The sequence below is a fragment of the Streptomyces sp. NBC_01471 genome, from assembly GCF_041438865.1.
Classification (GTDB): domain Bacteria; phylum Actinomycetota; class Actinomycetes; order Streptomycetales; family Streptomycetaceae; genus Streptomyces.
In genome coordinates, this window is sequence record NZ_CP109450.1 from 7,500,728 (window position 1) to 7,520,096 (window position 19,369).

Annotated in this window: 18 protein-coding genes; 11 read left to right on the forward strand and 7 right to left on the reverse strand. The window is 72.3% G+C overall.

Translation table 11 applies throughout. The annotated features are described in order from the left end of the window. Positions 1-54: 54 nt before the first annotated feature. Entirely contained in the window at positions 55-1,545 is a 1,491-nt protein-coding gene (locus OG285_RS33965; protein ID WP_356831779.1) for an FG-GAP-like repeat-containing protein, read from the forward strand. Between the two features lie 229 nt (positions 1,546-1,774). Next, the gene (locus OG285_RS33970) at positions 1,775-2,812 is read left to right on the forward strand and encodes an NUDIX domain-containing protein (RefSeq protein WP_356831781.1); all 1,038 of its coding nucleotides are present in this window, start codon (positions 1,775-1,777) and stop codon (positions 2,810-2,812) included. Between the two features lie 12 nt (positions 2,813-2,824). Here the strand turns inward: OG285_RS33970 and OG285_RS33975 are convergent, their stop codons facing one another. After that, positions 2,825-4,198, reverse strand: a complete 1,374-nt coding sequence (locus OG285_RS33975) for a dipeptidase (protein WP_371793227.1) — start codon at positions 4,196-4,198, stop codon at positions 2,825-2,827. Between the two features lie 166 nt (positions 4,199-4,364). On the opposite strand from OG285_RS33975, the gene OG285_RS33980 reads away from it, so the two are divergent. From OG285_RS33980 to OG285_RS33990, 3 genes are all read left to right on the forward strand, one after another. Further along, complete coding sequence (locus OG285_RS33980; protein WP_371793228.1) at positions 4,365-5,681, forward strand: geranylgeranyl reductase family protein; 1,317 nt, start codon at positions 4,365-4,367, stop codon at positions 5,679-5,681. Positions 5,682-5,960: 279 nt separating this feature from the next. After that, positions 5,961-7,376 carry a sensor histidine kinase gene (locus OG285_RS33985; protein ID WP_371793229.1) on the forward strand — a complete coding sequence of 472 codons (1,416 nt, stop codon included), beginning with the start codon at positions 5,961-5,963 and terminating at the stop codon, positions 7,374-7,376. Continuing rightward, positions 7,373-8,038 (forward strand): response regulator transcription factor, encoded by a 666-nt coding sequence (locus tag OG285_RS33990; RefSeq protein ID WP_356831789.1) that lies wholly within the window; start codon positions 7,373-7,375, stop codon positions 8,036-8,038. The genes OG285_RS33985 and OG285_RS33990 overlap by 4 nt, the downstream gene beginning before the upstream one ends. A 63-nt stretch (positions 8,039-8,101) precedes the next feature. Here OG285_RS33990 and OG285_RS33995 read toward each other — a convergent pair whose 3' ends face one another. Then, positions 8,102-8,839, reverse strand: coding sequence for a maleylpyruvate isomerase family mycothiol-dependent enzyme (locus OG285_RS33995; RefSeq protein WP_371793670.1), 738 nt, complete (start codon positions 8,837-8,839; stop codon positions 8,102-8,104). 30 nt (positions 8,840-8,869) lie between these two features. Next, positions 8,870-10,093 (reverse strand): MFS transporter, encoded by a 1,224-nt coding sequence (locus tag OG285_RS34000; RefSeq protein WP_371793230.1) that lies wholly within the window; start codon positions 10,091-10,093, stop codon positions 8,870-8,872. An 87-nt stretch (positions 10,094-10,180) separates the two neighbouring features. Between OG285_RS34000 and OG285_RS34005 the strand changes: the two genes are divergently transcribed. Further along, positions 10,181-11,392: an ROK family protein gene (locus OG285_RS34005; protein ID WP_356831795.1), complete on the forward strand. Its 1,212-nt coding sequence runs from the start codon at positions 10,181-10,183 to the stop codon at positions 11,390-11,392. On the opposite strand, the gene OG285_RS34010 is transcribed toward OG285_RS34005, so the two are convergent. Next, on the reverse strand, positions 11,382-12,089 hold the full coding sequence (locus OG285_RS34010; protein WP_356831797.1) for a helix-turn-helix domain-containing protein: 708 nt from the start codon (positions 12,087-12,089) through the stop codon (positions 11,382-11,384). The genes OG285_RS34005 and OG285_RS34010 overlap by 11 nt on opposite strands. 177 nt (positions 12,090-12,266) lie before the next feature. Here OG285_RS34010 and OG285_RS34015 point away from each other — a divergent pair, with 177 nt between their 5' ends. The 3 genes from OG285_RS34015 (at position 12,267) to OG285_RS34025 (ending at position 15,947) form a co-directional block, all read left to right on the forward strand. Beyond that, on the forward strand, positions 12,267-13,781 hold the full coding sequence (locus OG285_RS34015) for an APC family permease (RefSeq protein ID WP_371793231.1): 1,515 nt from the start codon (positions 12,267-12,269) through the stop codon (positions 13,779-13,781). Continuing rightward, entirely contained in the window at positions 13,778-15,412 is a 1,635-nt protein-coding gene (locus OG285_RS34020; RefSeq protein WP_371793232.1) for an amidohydrolase, read from the forward strand. Before OG285_RS34015 ends, OG285_RS34020 begins: the two co-directional genes overlap by 4 nt. 244 nt (positions 15,413-15,656) lie before the next feature. Beyond that, positions 15,657-15,947: an SHOCT domain-containing protein gene (locus OG285_RS34025; RefSeq protein ID WP_371793233.1), complete on the forward strand. Its 291-nt coding sequence runs from the start codon at positions 15,657-15,659 to the stop codon at positions 15,945-15,947. Positions 15,948-15,956: 9 nt separating this feature from the next. Here OG285_RS34025 and OG285_RS34030 read toward each other — a convergent pair whose 3' ends face one another. Further along, the gene (locus OG285_RS34030; RefSeq protein WP_371793234.1) at positions 15,957-16,454 is read right to left on the reverse strand and encodes an ATP-binding protein; all 498 of its coding nucleotides are present in this window, start codon (positions 16,452-16,454) and stop codon (positions 15,957-15,959) included. Positions 16,455-16,594: 140 nt separating this feature from the next. Further along, a complete protein-coding gene (locus tag OG285_RS34035; protein ID WP_356831807.1) occupies positions 16,595-16,906 on the reverse strand; it encodes a hypothetical protein in 312 nt (103 codons plus the stop codon). A 221-nt stretch (positions 16,907-17,127) separates the two neighbouring features. Between OG285_RS34035 and OG285_RS34040 the strand changes: the two genes are divergently transcribed. Then, positions 17,128-18,261: a PLP-dependent cysteine synthase family protein gene (locus tag OG285_RS34040; RefSeq protein WP_356831809.1), complete on the forward strand. Its 1,134-nt coding sequence runs from the start codon at positions 17,128-17,130 to the stop codon at positions 18,259-18,261. Positions 18,262-18,270: 9 nt separating this feature from the next. Here the strand turns inward: OG285_RS34040 and OG285_RS34045 are convergent, their stop codons facing one another. After that, entirely contained in the window at positions 18,271-18,744 is a 474-nt protein-coding gene (locus OG285_RS34045) for an SRPBCC family protein (protein WP_356831811.1), read from the reverse strand. 200 nt (positions 18,745-18,944) lie between these two features. Here OG285_RS34045 and OG285_RS34050 point away from each other — a divergent pair, with 200 nt between their 5' ends. Next, positions 18,945-19,334, forward strand: coding sequence for a hypothetical protein (locus OG285_RS34050; RefSeq protein ID WP_371793235.1), 390 nt, complete (start codon positions 18,945-18,947; stop codon positions 19,332-19,334). Positions 19,335-19,369: the final 35 nt, after the last annotated feature.

Sequence of the window (19,369 nt, forward strand, 5' to 3'; positions counted from 1 at the left end):
CGGGCTCCCGTGTGTCAGGGGAGGTGAACCGCTTTCCAAATGATCGGAGTTCGTGTGCAATCCCGAGCCCTGGGCGCAGGTCTGGCCATCGCCGTAGCAGTGGTGTCCGCCGCTGTGGCCGCACCCGCAGCCCAAGCTGCGTCCCCGTCTTCCATACGGACCGCGCAGTCCGCACCGGCCGCCGGAACGGCCAAGAAGGCCGACTTCAACGGCGACGGTTTCGCCGACACCGCCTTCACCGCACCGTCGGCCACCGTCGGTGGCAAGAAGGGCGCCGGATACGTCGGTGTGATGTACGGCTCCAAGTCCGGTGTGAACAAGGCCTCCAAACAGGTCATCGACCAGAACTCCGCGGGTGTCCCGGACTCCGCCGAGTCCGCCGACGCCTTCGGCAGCGCCATCGCCTCCGCCGACCTCGACGGCGACGGCTACACGGATCTCATCGTGGGCGCGTCGAACGAGGACGCGGGCGTCGGCAAGCTCGGCACGCTCACCGTGCTCTGGGGCAGCGCCACCGGCCTCTCGGGCGGTGCGGTGCTCGCCAAGGGCGACACCGACTCCGGGGACATCGGCGACAGGCTGGCCGTCGGCGACTTCAACGGTGACGGCGGCCAGGACGTGGTGACCGTCGCGGGCAACCAGCACCTGCGCGTGTTCTCCGGCCCCTTCACGCGGGACGGATCGGCGAAGAGCACGTCGATCATCCGCGACACCGAGGACTCCCGCTACCTCGACATCGCGGCCGGCGACGTCACGGGCGACGGTGTCACCGACCTGGTCGGCACGGTCTACGACGGTGACGAGTACGACTTCCGCCGGGTCCGCTTCCTGCCCGGGACGGCGAAGGGCCTCGGCGCCCCCACGGTCGTCGAGGACGCCAAGGGCGACAGGGTCCAGGGCGGCGAGCACGTCACCACGGGCGATGTGAACCACGACGGCTACGCCGACATCGTTGTCGGCCGTCCGGTGGAGGGCTACGACAGCGATGTCAACCTGCCCCTCGCCAAGGGCGGGATGATCATGTACATCCCCGGCGGCGCCTCCGGCCCGCAGGGGACCAAGGCCAAGGCCTTCAGCCAGGACAGTGCGGGCGTCCCCGGGGCGTCCGAGGTGGGCGACAAGTTCGGCCAGGCGGTCTCCGTCGGTGACACCAACGGCGACGGCTACGGCGACATCGCGGTCGGCCTCCCCGGTGAGGCCCTCGGCACCAAGGCGAAGGCCGGACAGGTGATCGTCCTGCCCGGCACCGCGACCGGTCCCACCGGCACCGGCTCCAAGGCGTACAACCAGGACACCCCGGGTGTCGAGGGTGCCGCCGAGCCCAACGACGCCTTCGGCGGGGCGACGTCGCTGGTGGACGCCAACGGCGACGGCCGGGCCGAGCTCGTCGTGGGCTCGCCCGGCGAGAACGCCAACGCCGGATCCGTCTGGGTCCTGCCGGGCAGCACCGCCGGCACGACCGGCACCGGTTCGCTGACCTTCGGCGCCGGCACGCTCGGGACCGACCCGACGAACGCCGGGCTGGGGTCGTCCTTCAACCGCTGACCCGCAGGCAGCACCAACCGCTGACACAGGATGCCCAGGGCCCGCCCTGGGCATCTCTGTGCCGGCCCCGCCCGGCCCCGTACACCGGAGGCGGCGGCGACGGCCGCACGGCGAATCGCCCGGCCGATGCACCATGCCGCACAACCGGGTTTCCGTGGCAGGGTGTTGCGGGCAAACCACTGGGGCCTGGGGCCTTTCGTCCGGATCAGGCCGGGAAGAGGGGGGAACCGTGATCGTCTGGATCAACGGTGCGTTCGGCGCGGGCAAGACGAGCACCGCGCGAGAACTGATCGACCTGATCCCGAACAGCACCTTCTACGACCCCGAGGTGCTCGGCGGGGCGCTGCGTCTCCTGCTGCCGCAGAAGAGACTGGCCGAGGTGAACGACTTCCAGGACCTGCCGGTCTGGCGGCGCATGGTGGTCGACACGGCGGCCGCGCTTCTCGCCGATGCCGGCGGGGTGCTCGTGGTGCCGATGACGCTGCTGAGACAGGAGTACCGCGACGAGATCTTCGGCGGGCTCGCCTCCCGCCGGATCCCGGTCTGTCATGTGCTGCTGACAACAGAGGAAACGATCCTGCGGGAGCGGATCGAGGGGCGCGTGGAACTGCCCGACGACCCTGGGGGCAGCGAACGCGTCCGGCAGTGGTGCTACGAGCACATCGAGCCGTACCGGACGGCGCTCGGCTGGCTCACCGCCGACGCCCACACCGTCGACAACACCGCGCTGACCCCGGCCGCGACCGCGGAGCGGATCGCCGGGGCGCTGCGCTCCGGGGCCGCCGGGGCCTGTGAGATCGTCCAGACCCCGGAGCCGACCGCCGAGACGCTCGCCGCCGGCGTCCTCCTCTTCGACGAGCAGGACAGAGTGCTGCTCGTCGACCCGACGTACAAGCCGGGCTGGGAGTTTCCCGGCGGGGTGGTCGAGAACGGTGAGGCCCCGGCGCAGGCAGGTATCCGGGAGGTGGCCGAGGAGATAGGGATACAGCTCGAGCAGGTCCCGAGACTCCTGGTGGTCGACTGGGAGCCGCCGAAGCCCCCCGGCTACGGCGGTCTGCGGCTCCTCTTCGACGGCGGCCGCCTCGGCAGCACCGAAGCGGAGAGGCTCCTGCTGCCCGGCTCCGAACTGCGCGGCTGGCGCTTCGTCAGCGAACAGGAGGCGGCACACCTGCTGCCGCCCAACCGGTACCAGCGGCTGCGCTGGGCCCTGCGCGCCCGGGAGCGCTCGGCCGTGCTCAACCTGGAGGCCGGGGTGCCGGTCGGCTGACGGGCGCCGTGGCTACGCCCGCTTCGCTTTCTGAGCGTGCGCGTAATTGACGAGGAAGTGCGCCTCGGCGACCGAGAGGCGCTCCAGCTCCTCCGGTGAGACGCTCTCGTTGACGGCGTGGATCTGGGCCTCCGGCTCGCTCAGCCCGATCAGCAAGATCTCCGCCTCCGGGTAGAGCGTGGCCAGCGTGTTGCAGAGCGGGATCGAGCCGCCCATGCCCGCCGACTGCATCTCCTCGCCCGGGTACGCGACGCGCATGGCGTCGGCCATCGACGTGTACGCGGGGCTGCTGGTGTCGGCGCGGAACGGCTGGCCCTGGCCGACCTGCTCCACCGAGAGCCGCGCACCCCACGGCGTGTGCGCCTTCAGGTGCGCGGTCAGCAGCTCCGTCGCCTCTGCGGCGTCGGTGCCCGGCGGCACCCGCAGGCTGACCTGGGCCCGCGCGCTCGCCTGCACCGACGGCGTCGAGCCCACGACGGGCGGGCAGTCGATGCCGATGACGGTGACGGCCGGGCGCGCCCAGACGCGGTCCGCCACCGTGCCGCCGCCGATCAGCTCGACTCCGTCGAGGACCTTCGCGTCCTGGCGGAACTCGTCCTCCGGGTACTGGAGTCCTTCCCACGCGGCGTCGGCGGCGAGCCCGTCGACCGTCGTCGAGCCGTCCTCGGCGCGCAGCGAGTCCAGCAGCCGGATCAACGCGGCGAGTGCGTCGGGCGCCGCGCCGCCGAACTGGCCGGAGTGCAGGTTGCCTTCGAGGGTGTCCAGCTGGACCCGGAGCATCGTCATCCCGCGCAGCGTGGCGGTGACGGTCGGCAGGCCGACGCGGAAGTTCCCGGTGTCGCCGATGACGACGGCGTCGGCCGTGAGCAGCTCGGGGCGCGCCTCGGCGTACCGCTCGAGGCCGCCCGTGCCCTGTTCCTCCGAGCCCTCCGCGATCACCTTCACGGAGACCGGGACGCCGCCGTTCGCCTTGAGGGCGCGCAGCGCGAGCAGGTGCATGATGAACCCGCCCTTGCAGTCGGCGGCCCCGCGCCCGTACCAGCGGCCGTTCCGCTCGGTCAGCTCGAACGGCGGCGAGAGCCAGGCGTCCTCGTCGAGGGGCGGCTGCACGTCGTAGTGCGCGTAGAGCAGCACGGTCGGCGCGCCCTCGGGGCCCGGCAGGAGACCGTAGACGGACTGGGAGCCGTCGGGGGTGTCGAGGAGCGCGACGTCCTGGAAGCCCTCGGCGCGCAGCGCCCCGGCGACCCAGTCCGCGGCGCCCTCGCACTCGCTGCGGGGGAAGACCGCCGGATCCGCGACCGACTGGAAGGCCACGAGCTCGGTCAGCTCCGTCTGTGCGCGGGGCATCAGCGAGGCGACGGTCTCGGCAATCGGATTCGCGGTCATGGGCACGCTCCTCGTGGGTGCGACGTTGAAGTACGTGTACGTGTGTGCACACATGCGTTCGTTTGCGGGCTGACCGATCCTCCCACAGCGGGGTCGGCCGGCAGCGCGCCGTAGTATGCCGTCGACAAGCACGGGCCACTGGTCGGATCAGGAGCAGCAGCACATCGTGAGCAGCGAGAACGCAGACGCGGGCACGGAGCACGACCAGCCGGTATGGGATGTGGTGGTGGTCGGAGCAGGTCCGGCAGGTGCCTCCGCGGCGTACGCCGCGGCGGTGGCGGGACGGAGGGTTCTCCTCCTGGAGAAGGCCGAGTTGCCGCGGTACAAGACATGTGGCGGAGGCATCATCGGGCCGTCACGCGACTCCCTGCCGCCGGGATTCGAACTCCCGCTGCGCGACCGGGTGTACGCGGTGACGTTCTCGATGAACGGCAAGATGACCCGGACCCGCCGGTCCAAGCAGATGCTCTTCGGGCTCATCAACCGCCCCGAGTTCGACCAGGGGCTGGTCGAGGAGGCACAGAAGGCGGGTGCCGAGATCCGCACCGGCGTGGCCGTCTCCCGTGTCGAGCAGCACGGATCCGCCGTGCCCGACCGGCGCACGGTCGCGGTCGTCCTCGCCGACGGCGGGACGGTCCTGGCGCGCGCGGTCGTCGGCGCCGACGGCAGTGCCAGCCGGATAGGGGCCCATGTCGGGGTGAAGATGGATCAGGTGGACCTCGGTCTCGAAGCCGAGATCCCGGTTCCGCCGACGGTCGCCGAGGACTGGGCCGGACGGGTGCTCATCGACTGGGGCCCCATTCCCGGGAGTTACGCCTGGGTGTTCCCCAAGGGCGACACGCTCACCGTCGGCGTGATCTCGGCGCGCGGCGAGGGCGCGGCCACCAAGCGGTATCTGGAGGACTTCATCGCCCGGCAGGGGCTGGCCGGTTTCGAGCCGTCCGTCTCGTCCGGCCATCTGACCCGGTGCCGCAGCGAGGACTCGCCGTTGTCCCGGGGCCGGGTGCTGGTGTGCGGTGACGCGGCCGGGCTGCTGGAGCCGTGGACCCGCGAGGGGATCTCGTTCGCGCTGCGCTCGGGCCGGCTGGCCGGCGAGTGGGCGGTCCGGGTGGCCGAGGCGCACGACGCGGTGGACGCCCGCCGCCAGGCGCTGAACTACGCCTTCGCCATCAAGGCCGGGCTCGGTGTCGAGATGGCGGTCGGGCGCCGGATGCTCAAGGTGTTCGAGCGTCGTCCGGGGATGCTGCACGCGGTGATCACCGGGTTCCGGCCGGCCTGGAAGGCGTTCGCCGGGATCACCCGGGGTTCCACGTCCCTGGGCGAGCTGGTGCGTACGCATCCGCTGGCACAGCGCGCGCTCGGAGTGCTGGACCGCAAGGAGGCCGCCAGGACGGCCGGTAAGACACCGGTCACGGATGCGGAGGACGAGGCCGCCGAGGGCAGCGGCGAGGACGCGAGCAGGGAAGTCAGCCCGGTCGACTAGGCACTGTCCAGCGGGCCGGGCAGCGGGAGGGTGACGGTGACCCTTCGGTCCTGTCCGGCGGAGGCATCGGTGCCGGAGCCAGTGCCTCCGCAGGTGCCCGTGCCGGGTCTCACTCCGACGCGGTGATGCGGAAGACCGGGTGGTGACGGACCGCGACGTGTTCTTCGAGCGGGCCTCGGAGAACCTCGCCGACTCCGTCGGTCTACTCCGCCGGGAGTAGACGTGACCGCCACGCCGGGCTGACGTGCCGGGCGCCCCCGCCGGTCTAGCGTTGCCTCCATGGACCAGCCCGGCACGGACGAGCGAGGCGGATCCCTGAGGGACGGGCCGCCATGGGCGCACGCCCGGTCCGGCCGGGGCCGTACGCCGCGAGGACGTGGCGGACGCCGCGGACGCGGCCGACGGCATCCGGCGTGGGACGGCGGCGGCCCGGGCCGGTGGCAGCCTCCGTGGGAAAAAACACCGGCGGGCCGGGTGCCGTGGCGCTCCACGCTGGTCCTCACCGTGATCGTCTTCGTGGGGACCACCATCGCCGCCCACGGGCAGGCCGGCTACCGGGCTCCGCTCGATGTATGGGCCCGGCTGCTGCTGCTGGCCGGACAGGCGTTCCTGCTGCTCCGCCTCAGGTACCCGGTCCTCACCGCCTTCGCCACCGCGGCCTGCGCGATGGTCTACCTGGGCGCCGGATATCCGTACGGACCGGTGTTCCTCACCGTCGCCGTCGGCTGCTTCGGAGCCATCGTCGCCGGCCACCGCTATGCCGCCTGGTCCGCCGTCGCCATGCTCTGGGCCGGCCACGTCCTGGCCGCCCACTGGCTCTACCGCGGGCTCCCGCCCGCCGGTGACCACGCGGCCCCCTGGGGGCAGGAACTGGCGGTCGCCGCCTGGGTGGTGGCGATCCTCGCCGCGTCCGAGCTCGCCCGGGTGCGGCGCGAGCGGTGGGCCCGCGAACGGGCCGAACGCCGGGCCGCCGAGAAGCGTCGCGCCGACGAGGAACGGCTGCGCATCGCCCGTGAGCTCCACGACGTGCTGGCCCACAGCATCTCGGTCATCAATGTGCAGTCCGGCGTCGGGCTCGCCCTGTTGGACTCCGACCCCGAGCAGGCGCGTACCGCCCTGACCACCATCAAGGCCGCGAGCAAGGAGGCGCTGGGCGAGGTGCGCCAGGTGCTCGACACCCTGCGGGCGCCCGGCGCGGCCCCGCGGGCCCCGGCCCCGGGACTCGACCGGCTCGCCGAACTCGTCGAGCAGGCGTCCGCCGCCGGTCTCACGGTGGACACCGTGACCGAAGGTGTACGAAGCGAACTCCCGCCCGGCGCCGACCTCGCCGCCTTCCGTATCGTCCAGGAGGCGCTGACCAATGTGGTGCGCCACTCCGGCTCCCGTACTGCCCGTGTCACCCTCGCCTACGCCCCGGAGTCCCTCGTCCTGCGCGTCGAGGACGAGGGACCGGCCACCGGCGGCGACGCGGGAGGCAGCGGCAACGGCCTGGCCGGGATGCGGGAGCGGGCGGCCGCGCTGGGTGGCACGATCGACGCGGGGCCGCGCCCCGGAGGCGGGTTCCGGGTCGAGGCCGTCATCCCGTTCACCGGCCGGGCCTCCGCGCCCGGTTCCGGACCGACCGCCGGACCGACCGTCGAGCCGCCCGCCGACCCACCTGCCGGACCGCCCGCCGCACCGAAGGAGTCGCTGTGATCCGTGTCCTGCTCGCCGACGACCAGTCCCTGGTCAGAGCCGGATTCCGGGCGCTGCTCGGGGCTCAGCCCGACATCGAGGTGACCGGCGAGGCCGCCGACGGCACCGAGGCGCTGGCGCTGGTGCGGGAACTGCGGCCGGACGTCGTGCTGATGGACATCCGGATGCCGCTGCTCGACGGTCTCGCCGCCACCCGGAAGATCACCGCGGACCCGGAGCTCGACGGGGTCAGGGTGGTCATGCTCACCACCTTCGAGCTCGACGAGTACGTCTTCGAGGCGATCCGCTCCGGGGCCTCCGGCTTCCTGGTCAAGGACACCGAGCCGGACGAACTGCTGCGCGCGGTGCGGGCGGTGGTCGACGGTGACGCGCTGCTCTCGCCGGGGGTGACGCGCAGGCTCATCGCGGAGTTCGCCGCGCGTTCCAAGGAACCTGCCGCAGCCATCGGCCTCGGCGGGCTCACCGAACGCGAGCGGGAAGTGATGGCCCTGGTCGGCATCGGTCTGACCAACGACGAGATCGCCCGCAGGCTCGTCGTCAGCCCCCTCACGGCCAAGACCCATGTCAGCCGCGCCATGGTGAAACTGGGCGCCCGCGACCGGGCTCAGCTCGTGGTGCTGGCGTACGAGTCGGGGCTGGTGCGCCCCGGCTGGCTGGGCTGAACCCGGGCCGCCTCCGCCACACCGCCCGGCGCACCACCGCGCCGACGGCCGGGGCGCCCGGGGTCAGGTGATCGCGGAGGTCTCCCGCCAGAGCCGGGCCAGGGCCGCGTCACCCGTGACGGACACGGCGGAGAGGGGGCGGCGGTTCCAGAGCGTGGCGTAGAGCAGCGCGGCGTCCCCGGTCAGCTCGCAGTCGGCCGGCCCGGCGCCGGTGCTCCCGGTTCGTGGCGGTCCCGCGGAGAGGTGGACGGTCCATACGTCTCCGGTGTCGGTGGCCCGCACCCGGAGCACCTTCGGCCCCTCCGTACGCACCCGGCTCCTGGACCCCGCGTGGAACCCGCACAACAGCTCATCGATGCCGTCCGCCGCGAACTCCCTTTCCGGTGAGCCCGGTTCGGCACCGAGCGCCGCGTCGGCGTCCATCCGGTGCACGGTGGTCTCGTGCGCCTGACGCCGTGCCCAGAACGCGAGCGGGGACACCCCGGGCAGGAAGGTCCAGCAGTCCAGGTCCTCCGGCGCGGTGGTCAGCGCTGTCACCAGCGACCGGTGCCCCTCCCTGAACCAGTCGACGAGTTCGTCCCCGTCGAGCGCGGGCCCGGCGCCGGTGCGGCGGAAGCGGGTGTGTCCCTCCGTGACGAACGCCGTCGCCCAGCGGTGCACCGCGCCCGTGTGCCGGAGCAGGTCCCGTACGTGCCAGCCGGGGCACGTGGGCACGGTGGCCCCGGTGCCCGCCCGCTCGGCCGCGTCGGCGAGCAGACGGCCCTCACGGTCGAGGGCCGGGATGAGTGTGCCGGTCGGCAGGGTCTCCATGTGCGCGATTGTGCCAGGGCCTCAGGCGGTCCCGGGGGCCGACGCGTTGCGGGTGGCGTATCCGATCAGGGCGGCGACCGCGGCGAGCAGCGCCACCGTGGTGAGGGCGACGGGCAGCGTCAGCCAGTCAGCGAGGAAGCCGATCACGGGCGGTCCGATGAGCATGCCCCCGTAGCCCAGCGTGGACGCGGTGGCGACCCCGCCGGGGCCCGCCAGCGCGCCGGCCCGGGCGATCGCCACCGGGAAGCTGTTGGCCAGCCCGAGACCCGCCACCGCGAAGCCGGTCAGTGCCAGCCAGGTCGTGGGCGCGAGGGCTCCCAGCAGCAGGCCCGCGGCCGCCACGGTCGCGCCTCCGACGAGAGCGCGGGTCTGGCCGCAACGTTCCAGGAGGGCGGTGCCGGTGAACCGGCCGACCGTCATCGCCAGCGCGAAGAGCGAGTACGCGGCTGCCGCGAGCCCCGGTTGCGTATGCAGATCCTGCTTCAGATGCAGGGCGCTCCAGTCGGCCATGGCCCCCTCCCCGTACGAGGTGCACAGGGCGATCGTCCCGAAGACCAGCACCAGCCGCCGGCTGTGGCCGTCGAGGCGGCGCGGCGCCGTGTCCCGCACCGCGGTCCGGGGCGCAGCCGGGACCGGTTCCCGGAGCAGGCTGCGCCCGGCGGCGCAGGCCACCAGCAGACCGATGACGGTCAGGCCGAACAGGTGGGACGCTGCCGACAGCCGGCCCGCGACGAGTCCGCCCGCCCCCGCTCCGACCATGCCGCCGAGGCTGAACGCGGCGTGGAAGCTGGACATCACCGGACGGCGCAGCGCGGCCACCAGATCGACTGCGGCGCTGTTCATCGCGACGTTGAGCCCGCCGTACGCGGCACCGAAGACCAGCAGGACCAGGCCGAGCGCGAGCGCCGAGTGGGTCTGCGGCGGCAGCGCGATGCTCAGCGAGAGGAGGACCGCGCAGGCGACGGTGACCGGATGGCTGCCGAAGCGCCGGCACAGCCGCCCCGTGAGCATCATCGTGATCACGCCCCCTGCGGACACCCCCAGCAGCGCCAGGCCGAGTGCGCTCGCCGAGGCACCGGTCTGCTGCTTGATCGCGGGAATGCGGACCACCCAGCCGGCGAACAGAAAGCCGTCCAGGGCGAAGAAGACCGTGAGGGTGACCCGCAGACGGAGCAGGGAGGGTGCGACGCTGTTCTCGCCGGGGCCTCCCGAGAGAGCCGTCCCGACTTTGTTTAGATTCGGCACAAAAGAAGGATAGGGGGAGCGCTGCCCGTGGACAAGGGCGGTACCGGATCGCCTTCCGCCGCCCGGGATCATGGGAGACTCGCCCCCATGAACGGCAAGGTGACGACCAACCGGACCAGACTGGAGCGTGGCCGCAGCGCGCTGGGACCGGCGCTGGAACTGGTCCACACGGGCCGCGCGCCCACCCGGGCCGTGCTCACGGCGGAGCTGGGTGTCACCCGCGCCACCGCGGGCGCTGTCGCCGCCGAGCTCGAATCGCTCGGACTGATCCAGGTCGACTCGCGCCCCGCTGCCGCCGGCTCCCAGGGCAGGCCCTCGCACCGGCTGTCGGTCAACAACAACGGCCCCGTCGTACTCGCGGCCCAGGTGCACGCGGACGGCTTCCGTGCCGCGCTCATCGGGCTCGGCGGCCGGGCGGTCGCCACCTCGCCCGGCTGTGTCACGGTCTCCGCCGACCCCGCGCAGGTCCTCGGCGCGGTCGTCGACGAGGGGGCCGCGCTGTTGCGCGACAGCGGTCTGCGCTGCGTCGGCGCGGGGCTCGCGGTGCCGTCGGCCGTCGCCGAACCGGAAGGCACCGCGCTCAACCCCCTGCACCTGGCGTGGCCCGCGGGCGCCCCGGTCCGCGACATCTTCGCCGACCGGGTCCGCGCGGCAGGCATCACGGGCCCCGCCTTCACCGGCAACGACGTGAACCTCGCGGCACTCGCCGAACACCGTCACGGAGCGGGCCGCAGCGCACACCACCTGCTCTGCGTGGCCACCGGGCACCGTGGTGTCGGCGGCGCCCTGGTCGTCGACGGCCGCCTGCACACCGGGAGTTCGGGCCTGGCCCTGGAGGTCGGCCATGTCACGGTCAACCCCGAGGGCCGCGCCTGCTACTGCGGAAGCCGGGGCTGCCTCGACGTCGAGACCGACCCGCTCGCCTTCCTCACCGCGGCGGGACGCGCCCCGGGCCCGGAGGGCTCGCTGCTCCAGCAGTCCCGGGACATCCTCCGCACGGAGTACGACGACCCGGGGGTTCGGATCGCCGCACAGGAGATCGTCGACCGCCTCGGGCTGGGTCTGGCCGGTCTCGTCAACATCCTCAACCCGGACCGCATCATCCTCGGCGGTCTCCACCGTGAGCTGCTCGACGCGGACCCCGAGCGGCTGCGCGCGGTCGTCGCCGACCGGAGCCTGTGGGGGCGCAGCGGAGGGGTACCGATCCTGCCGTGCACGCTGGACCACAACAGCCTCGTGGGGGCAGCCGAGTTGGCCTGGCAGCCGGTCCTCGACGACCCGCTCTCGATCATCGGCTGAGGGCGAGCCGCGCGGCCGCCGCCTCCAGCAGCAGGTCAAGGCTCTGGACGTAGGCCGTGCGCTGCATCTCTGCCGGCAGCAGCGCCGCCGTCGCCGCGATATGGGGGTGCGTGGCGGCCGGCAGCGCCGCGTAGGTGCGGTGCCAGACCTGCCGCTCCGCCTCCCGCGCCTGCGGTGGCAGGGCCATGGTGCTCGCGTCCAGCGCCGCGAACGCGAGACTGGTGTCGACGAAGCTGTGGTAGATCCGTACCGCCTCCGGGTCGGGGAAGCCGGCCCGGCGCAGCACGCCCAGGATCGACTCGATCGCGTACACCTCGTGCGGCCGCCCGGTGACCCGGGGCGCCGCCAGCATCGCCGCCTGCGGATGCTCCTGGTAGGCGGCGTGCATCCGAAGTCCCAGCTCGCGCAGGTCCTTTCGCCACTCCCCGGTCGGCGCCCAGCCCGCGAAGGACTGGCCGATCAGCTCGTCGGCGACGGCCAGCAGCAGCCCGTCGGTGTTCGGGAAGTAGCGGTACAGGGCGCTGGGGTCCGCTCCGAGGGCCGCGCCCAGCCGCCGTACGGTGAGCGCTCCCGCGCCGTGCTGCCGGATCAGGCGCAGCGCGGTCTCGACGATCAGCCCCTCCGAGAGCGCCGTGCCCTGCTTGGTGCGCCGCCGCCGGGCTCCGGTCGTGACCTGCCGTTCGCTTCCGTCCGTCATGGCGGCGACCTTATGTCAACGCCGTTGACTTGGTAAGAGCCCACGCGCTTCCATGTGGCTCCGGCAGGCGAGGGCAGTGCCTGTCGTGGCATCCGTGCCGCGACAGCCCACGTTCGCGCCGCTCCCGGACGGGCGGACGATGCCCGTCGCGGCACTAGCGAAAGCAGCGGTGGCCCGATGGCAGCAGACCTGAGGAAGTCCCTCGGTGTGGTGGACGGTGTGGTGATCGCCGCGTCCAGCACCGCCGCCACATCGAGCATCGGCATCGGCATGGGCCTGATCGCCGGAGCGGTCGGGCTCCATCTGCCCGTCATCATGCTGCTGGCCTTCCTGCCGGTCCTGGGCATCGCCGCGGCCTTCGCCCGTCTCAGCCGGACCGAGCCCAACTGCGGCAACAGCTATGTCTGGGTGGGGCGTTCGCTCAGCCCCTGGCTTGGGGCCCTGTCCGGCTGGGTGAACATCGTCGGCACCGTCGTCTTCCTCGCCTACACCACCACCGTCACCGGCTCGGTGGTCCTGCAACTGGCGGGCGAGGCCGGGCTGCACTCGGTCGCCGGGCTGGTCCTGGACCCCGGGAACACCCTGCAGACCACCCTGATCGGGCTGGTGATCCTGGCCTGTGTGACGGTCGCCGCGGTCACCGGCATCGACGTCGCCGCCCGTATCCAGCGCTACCTGCTGGCGTTCGAGTACCTGGTGCTGCTCGGCTTCTGCGGGTACGGGCTCTTCGCGGGCACCCATGCCTTCAGCTCCGACTGGTTCAACCCCCTCACCATCCCCTCCCTCTCGGGGCTCGCCCAGGGGATGGTCCTGGCGGTCTTCTGCTACTGGGGATTCGATGCCGCGTTCAGCGTCTCGGAGGAGGTCCGGGACCCGCGCGACGCTTCCCGGGGCGGGCTGATCGCGCTGGTCACCATGCTGGCCCTGTTCCTGCTCGGCGGGACGGCGTTCCAACGGGTGCTTTCCCCGGCGCAGTTGGCCGATCACGGCGCCGAAGGGCTCACCTTCTTCGGCAACCGGCTCGCCCACCAGCCGCTGGCGGCACTCCCGCTGGTCGCGCTGATGTTCTCGGCGGTGGCCTCACTGCAGTCCGGCGTCATCCCGACCGTGCGCGGCATGTTCGCCATGGGCCGCGACCGCACCCTGGGCCGGGTCTGGACCCGGATCGACCCGAAGTACGGCACACCTGCCCTGGGCACCCTCCTGGTCGGCGCGATCGCCTCGCTGGTCGCCGTGGGGTCGCTGGTCATCCCCAGGGTCAGCGACCTGATCAGCGCGGCGGTCAACGCCATCGGTATCGTCGTCGCCCTGTACTACGGCCTCACCGCTCTCGCGGCGGCCGTCCGCTTCCGCGGCCTGTTGCGCGGCGCACTCCGGGAAGCGCTGGGATCCGTCGTCGCTCCGGTGCTGAGTGCGATGGTGCTGTTCGCGCTGGGCGGCTACATGTGCTGGGGGTACGCCACTTCCACCGACCACTTCGCGCTCAGCGCCGACAACGGCTGGTTCGCGCTGATGGTGCCGGTGCTGATGGTCGTCTCCGGTGTGCTGGCGGCCGCCTGGGCCAAGTGGGTCCGCAGATCCGCGTACTTCGACACCGGCCCGGCGACCGACGCCCCATACCTGCTCGCCCCCGGGCCCACCACCGTCCGGCCCCACCACCCGACCCCGCATCAGCCGAGGAGCACCGCATGACCACCCACGCCGATCTCGTATTCACCGGCGGTCCCGCCTTCACGACCGATCCCGCCCTTGGCGGTGCGAACACGGTGGCTGTCCGGGGCGACCGGATCGTCGCCGTCGGAGGGAGCGAGGTGCGCGAGCTGATCGGTCCCGGCACCGAGGTGGTCGACCTGGCCGGGCGGCTGCTGGTCCCCGGTTTCACCGACGCCCATGTCCATGCCGTCTTCGCGGGTGTCGAGCTGGGGGAGTGCGACCTCACCGGCACCACCGACATCAAGGAGTACCGGAGCCGGATCGCCGCCTATGCCGCCGCCCACCCCGAGCGGGAGTGGATCACGGGCGGCGGCTGGTCGATGGAGTCCTTCGCCGGCGGTGTGCCCACCCGGCAGCTCATCGACGCAGTCGTCGCGGACCGCCCGGTACTGCTGTTCAACCGCGACCACCACGGCGCCTGGGCCAACACCCGGGCCCTGGAACTCGCCGGACTCACCGCGGAGTCCAGCGACCCCGCCGACGGCCGGATCGAGCGTGAGCCCGGCGGGGCCCCCGGCGGCATGCTGCAGGAGGGGGCCACCGGCCTGGTGGCGCGCCTCGTCCCGCGAACGACCATCGCCGACCGCGTCGCCGGGCTGCTGCGCGCCCAGGCCGTACTGCACTCGCTGGGGATCACCGGCTGGCAGGACGCCATCCTCGGCGTCTTCAACGGCACCCCCGACGTCTCCGACGCCTACCTCACCGCCGCCCGCGACGGAAGCCTCACGGCCCGCGTCAACGGGGCACTGTGGTGGGACCGTTCACGGGGCGCCGAGCAGATCCCCGAACTGGTGGAACGCCGTGCGAAACTGCGCGCCGGGCGCTTCCGGGCCGACTCCGTCAAGATCATGCAGGACGGCATCACGGAGAACTTCACCGCCGCGATGACCGCTCCCTACCTGGACTCCTGCGGCTGCGTCACCGCCAACAGCGGGCTCAGCTTCGTCGACCCGGCCGCACTGCGGGACCATGTCACCGCGCTGGACGCACTGGACTTCCAGGTCCACTTCCACGCGCTCGGCGACCGGGCGGTCCGCGAGGCGCTGGACGCCGTCGAGGCCGCTCTGACCGCCAACGGCCGCCGCGGCAACCGGCACCACCTGGCCCACCTCCAGGTCGTCCACCCGGACGACGTGGAGCGCTTCGCCCGGCTGGACGCGATCGCCAACCTGCAGCCGCTGTGGGCCACCCACGAGCCGCAGATGGACGAACTCACCATCCCCTTCCTCGGCGGCGAACTCGCCTCCCGGCAGTACCCGTTCGCCGATCTGCTACGCGCCGGGGCCACCTTGGCGGCGGGCAGCGACTGGCCGGTGAGCAGCCCCGACCCGCTCCAGGGCATCCACGTCGCCGTCAACCGGACCGCCCACGGCGAGGACCGGCCGCCCTTCCTGCCCGGGCAGCGCCTCGGCCTCGGCACCGCGCTGGCCGCCTACACGGCCGGCTCGGCCCATGTGAACGGCCTGGACGACGGGGGCACGATCAGGGCCGGAGCCGTCGCCGATCTGGTGGTGCTCGACCGCGACCCGTTCGCCGGACCGCCGGAGGAGATCGGCGGCACGGGCGTGGCGCTGACGTACGTGGGCGGCGAGCGCGTCCACGCGAGCTGAGGCCGGACCGGGCAGCCGAAGGCGATACGGCGCGGCCGGCCGGACGGGAGGGCGCCGGGGGCGGACGTGGAGGCCTCTCGTACTCCCGGGAGACCGCTCGTACCCCCCGGCCGGACCTCTTCGTACTCCCGTCGGCGCAGGCGCACAGCCGCTGGCGGTACGACGCCGTGGGCCGGTCCTGGAGGGAGGCTCGATGCCAGTAGGGACCCAGCAGGGAACCTTCCCACCGAGGAGCTGAACCGACATGAACACGCTGGCCTTCGCGGGACCCGGACCGTGGATCCTGCTCTTCCCGTTCCTCTGGGCGGCGGTCGTCTTCACGGTCGTCACCGTTCTGCGCCGTACCGTGTGGCGCCGCGGGCGAGGCCCGTGGCAGGGCCCCGGCCAGGTGCGCTCCGCCCAGGGCGAGCACGCGCCGATCGCGATTCTCGGCCGCAGGTTCGCCTCCGGCGAGATCGACGAGGAGGAGTACTGGCGCCGGCTGTCCGTCCTGGACGAGCAGTTCGGTCCCACCTCCAGGAGCGGGCCCGTCTGACCCGTCCGGTCAGCCCACCAGCGCGGTCTGGGCCGCCGGGCGGTCGTCGGCGAACGGCCCGGACGTCGTCGCGCCGTACACCGGAGCACGGTGGGCGAGTGGTGTGGCGGGCGGCGCGGCCGGCAGTGTGAACCAGACGATCTTCCCCGTCGCCCCCTGCGGCCGTACACCCCAGCACTCGCTGACGGCGGCGATCATCGACAGTCCGCGCCCGCAGGTGGCGAACTGCTCGGCGTCGCACACCTTGGGCATCCGGGGGTCGTGGTCGTGGACGGAGACCGTGAGCCGGTCGAGGAGCAGATCCATCTCGACTGTGCACAGCTTGTCCGGCTGGGCGTGGCGGTGGACATTGGTGAGTAACTCGGTGACGCCCAGCGCTGCTTGGTCGATCAGAGGATCGAGATGCCAGTAGCGCAGTTGCGCCGATACGATTCTGCGGACCTGCCCGATGCGGGACGGCAGGGCTTGGAGTTCTACTGCGCAATGCCTGGTCGGCTGGGTGATCACGGCTGCGACTCCCCGAATGAGGTCCGGAAGAAGACGAAGTGGCCCGGCGGAAAGCCGCTCTCAGCGTGACCGCCGGTAAACCGTTAGTGATGTGACACCAGAGTCACCCAGGGGATACGGCTTCGCAACTCGCGTCTGTGTCAGCGCCTGCTGCCTCTGTGCACCGCGTCCATGAACCTGGCGACCGACCTGGAGCTGTCGAGCGGCAGGTTCCGCTGGCCCATGGTCAGCCGGTAGCGGGTGCCGTTGACGGTCGCCACCATGCGGCCGACCTTGGCGAACCACGGCTTTCCCGCGCTGACCGTGGTCAGCGGGGCGCTGTCGATCTCGCGTCCGCTGCTGGTGAGCAGCGCCAGTCTGCCGTCCTTGATCAGTACCTGTCCCGCTCGGGTGAGCGAACGGGTCCACCGCTCGATCCGTACACCCGTCGCAGTGAATTCGGCCTCCGACATTGCGCTCCCCGCCCTCTTCCGTTCGTCTCCCTCCGGGAAGTGTGCCGGGCCGCGGGCCCGCGCACCAGTGCGCCGGGGGTAACCGGGCCGCATTGGCATGTGCCGGTATGTCCGGCAGTTCCACAAGTCAGCCCTATGGTTGGTCAAAGTGAATGTTTGTGCAGGTGGGGCGGGTATGGTCACGGACGGAGACCGGAGCGGAATCATGAGGGGCGGCACGCGTGAGCACGAGCGCACAGGGACCTGAGGGCGGAGCCGCGGCGACCACCGATGTGGACCGGAGCGACCCGGAGTACCGGGCCTGGCTCAAAGAGGCCGTCCGCAAGGTCCAGGCCGACGCCAACCGGTCCGCCGACACCCATCTGCTGCGCTTCCCGCTCCCCGAGGAGTGGGGCATCGACCTGTATCTCAAGGACGAGTCCACCCACCCCACGGGCAGCCTGAAGCACCGGCTCGCCCGCTCCCTCTTCCTCTACGGGCTCTGCAACGGGTGGATCCGGCCCGGGAAGCCGGTCATCGAGGCGTCCAGCGGTTCGACAGCGGTCTCCGAGGCGTACTTCGCCGGACTCATCGGAGTCCCCTTCATCGCCGTCATGCCGCGCACGACCAGCCCGGAGAAGTGCCGGCTGATCGAATTCCACCGCGGGCAGTGCCACTTCGTGGACGACTCCCGGAAGATGTACGAGGAAGCGGCCGCTCTCGCCGCGTCGACCGGCGGCCACTACATCGACCAGTTCACGTACGCGGAGCGGGCCACGGACTGGCGCGGCAACAACAACATCGCCGAGTCCATCTACCAGCAGCTGAGGCTGGAGCGGTACCCCGAGCCCGCCTGGATCGTCGCGACGGCGGGGACGGGCGGCACATCCGCGACCATCGCCCGCTATGTGCACTACATGCAGTACGACACCCGGATCTGCGTCCCCGACCCGGAGAACTCCTGTTTCTTCGACGGCTGGACCCGGAACGACCCGACCGCGACCAGCGACTGCGGCTCCCGCATCGAGGGCATCGGCAGGCCCCGGATGGAGCCGAGCTTCGTGCCCGGTGCCATCGACCGGATGATGAAGGTGCCGGACGCGGCCAGCGTCGCCGCGGTCCGCGCACTCGACCGGGTCATGGGGCGCAAAGCGGGCGGATCGACCGGTACGGGGCTGTGGAGCGCGCTGAAAATCGTCGCCGAGATGGTGGCCGAGGGGCGGTCGGGCAGTGTGGTCACGCTGCTCTGCGACCCGGGCGACCGCTACCTGGACAAGTACTACTCCGACAGCTGGCTGGAGGAGCAGGGCCTCGACATCACGCCGTACGCCGCGGCCGTCGAACGGCTGCTGGCCACCGGCGTCTGGACCGGGTGACAGTCCGGGCTACGCGGCGGCCGCGGCGATCCGGCCGTCCAGCCTGCGCGCGGCGTCGCGGAAGGCGCGCCCCAGACCGGACCGTCCGAACCGGATCCCGGAGAGCAGCGGAGCGGGTCCGTCCGCCGCGAACGTCCACTGGACGCGGGTCCCGGAGTCCGTGGCGGTGAGCCGCCACTCCTCGAGCAGGGCCCGCAGGCCCGGTGCGTTGGTCTCGTCCACCCGGTAGGCGTACCGGGCGCCGGGGTCGGCCGCGAGCACCGATTCCCGGAAACGGGTGCCGCCCTTGAGCCGCACCTCGCGGCCGCTCTCGGTGGCGCGGGCCATGGTGACCGCGGTGAACCAGGCCGGCCAGTCCTCGACGTCCTCGGCCAGAGCCCGGTAGACGGCATCGGCGTCGGCGGACACCCCTGCGGCGAACACCAGGCGCAGCGGTGCGGTCTCGACGAAGTCGAGGCCGACGGAGCGGAGTCGGCGAGCCATCGGGCCGCACCTCCAGAGGTCGGTGGGGGACGGGCCCGCACACCATAGCTGACGCTTTATCAGCTGTCTGCACCGCGGGAAGCCGCCGTTCCCGCGCAGACCGCCCGGCTTCCCAATCCTGCTACCGAGCAGTAAGAATCACCCCGTACGCGCACATGTGCGAGGTGTACACGGCGGCGCACCGAACCCTGGAGGTCTCCATGCCGGCCACTGACCGTCCTACGAAGTACCTGGTCGCGCTCCTGGCCGGCGCGGGGGTGATCCACTTCGTCGCCCCACGAGGGTTCGACAGCACGGTGCCACCCTGGCTGCCGGGCAGGGCCCGGACCTACACCCAGGTCAGCGGGGCGGTCGAGCTGCTGCTCGCGGCGGGTGTGGCGCTGCCCGCCACCCGGAGGATGAGCGCTCGCGCCGCCGCCGGTCTCTTCGTGGCGGTCTTCCCCGCGAACGTGCAGATGGCGTACGACTGGCGGAACCGCCCCGCGCCCCTCAAGGCGGCGGCGCTCGCGCGGCTGCCGCTCCAACTGCCGCTGGTCGCCTGGGCGGCGAAGGTGAGCCGGAGCGCCCGCGGTGCCGGCGCGGCGCGCTGACACGGTCGTCACCCGTACCGCTGCCGCCCCGGCAC

What these genes read in the sequence shown, in the direction of transcription:
- OG285_RS34005 (WP_356831795.1), top strand. Translation starts at nt 10,181, where the DNA reads ATGAACGGCAAGGTGACGACCAACCGGACCAGACTGGAGCGTGGCCGC.
- OG285_RS33975 (WP_371793227.1), bottom strand. Translation starts at nt 4,198, where the DNA reads ATGACCGCGAATCCGATTGCCGAGACCGTCGCCTCGCTGATGCCCCGC.
- OG285_RS34025 (WP_371793233.1), top strand. Translation starts at nt 15,657, where the DNA reads ATGAACACGCTGGCCTTCGCGGGACCCGGACCGTGGATCCTGCTCTTC.
- OG285_RS34050 (WP_371793235.1), top strand. Translation starts at nt 18,945, where the DNA reads ATGCCGGCCACTGACCGTCCTACGAAGTACCTGGTCGCGCTCCTGGCC.
- OG285_RS34010 (WP_356831797.1), bottom strand. Translation starts at nt 12,089, where the DNA reads ATGACGGACGGAAGCGAACGGCAGGTCACGACCGGAGCCCGGCGGCGG.
- OG285_RS34035 (WP_356831807.1), bottom strand. Translation starts at nt 16,906, where the DNA reads ATGTCGGAGGCCGAATTCACTGCGACGGGTGTACGGATCGAGCGGTGG.
- OG285_RS33985 (WP_371793229.1), top strand. Translation starts at nt 5,961, where the DNA reads ATGGACCAGCCCGGCACGGACGAGCGAGGCGGATCCCTGAGGGACGGG.
- OG285_RS34015 (WP_371793231.1), top strand. Translation starts at nt 12,267, where the DNA reads ATGGCAGCAGACCTGAGGAAGTCCCTCGGTGTGGTGGACGGTGTGGTG.
- OG285_RS34020 (WP_371793232.1), top strand. Translation starts at nt 13,778, where the DNA reads ATGACCACCCACGCCGATCTCGTATTCACCGGCGGTCCCGCCTTCACG.
- OG285_RS34045 (WP_356831811.1), bottom strand. Translation starts at nt 18,744, where the DNA reads ATGGCTCGCCGACTCCGCTCCGTCGGCCTCGACTTCGTCGAGACCGCA.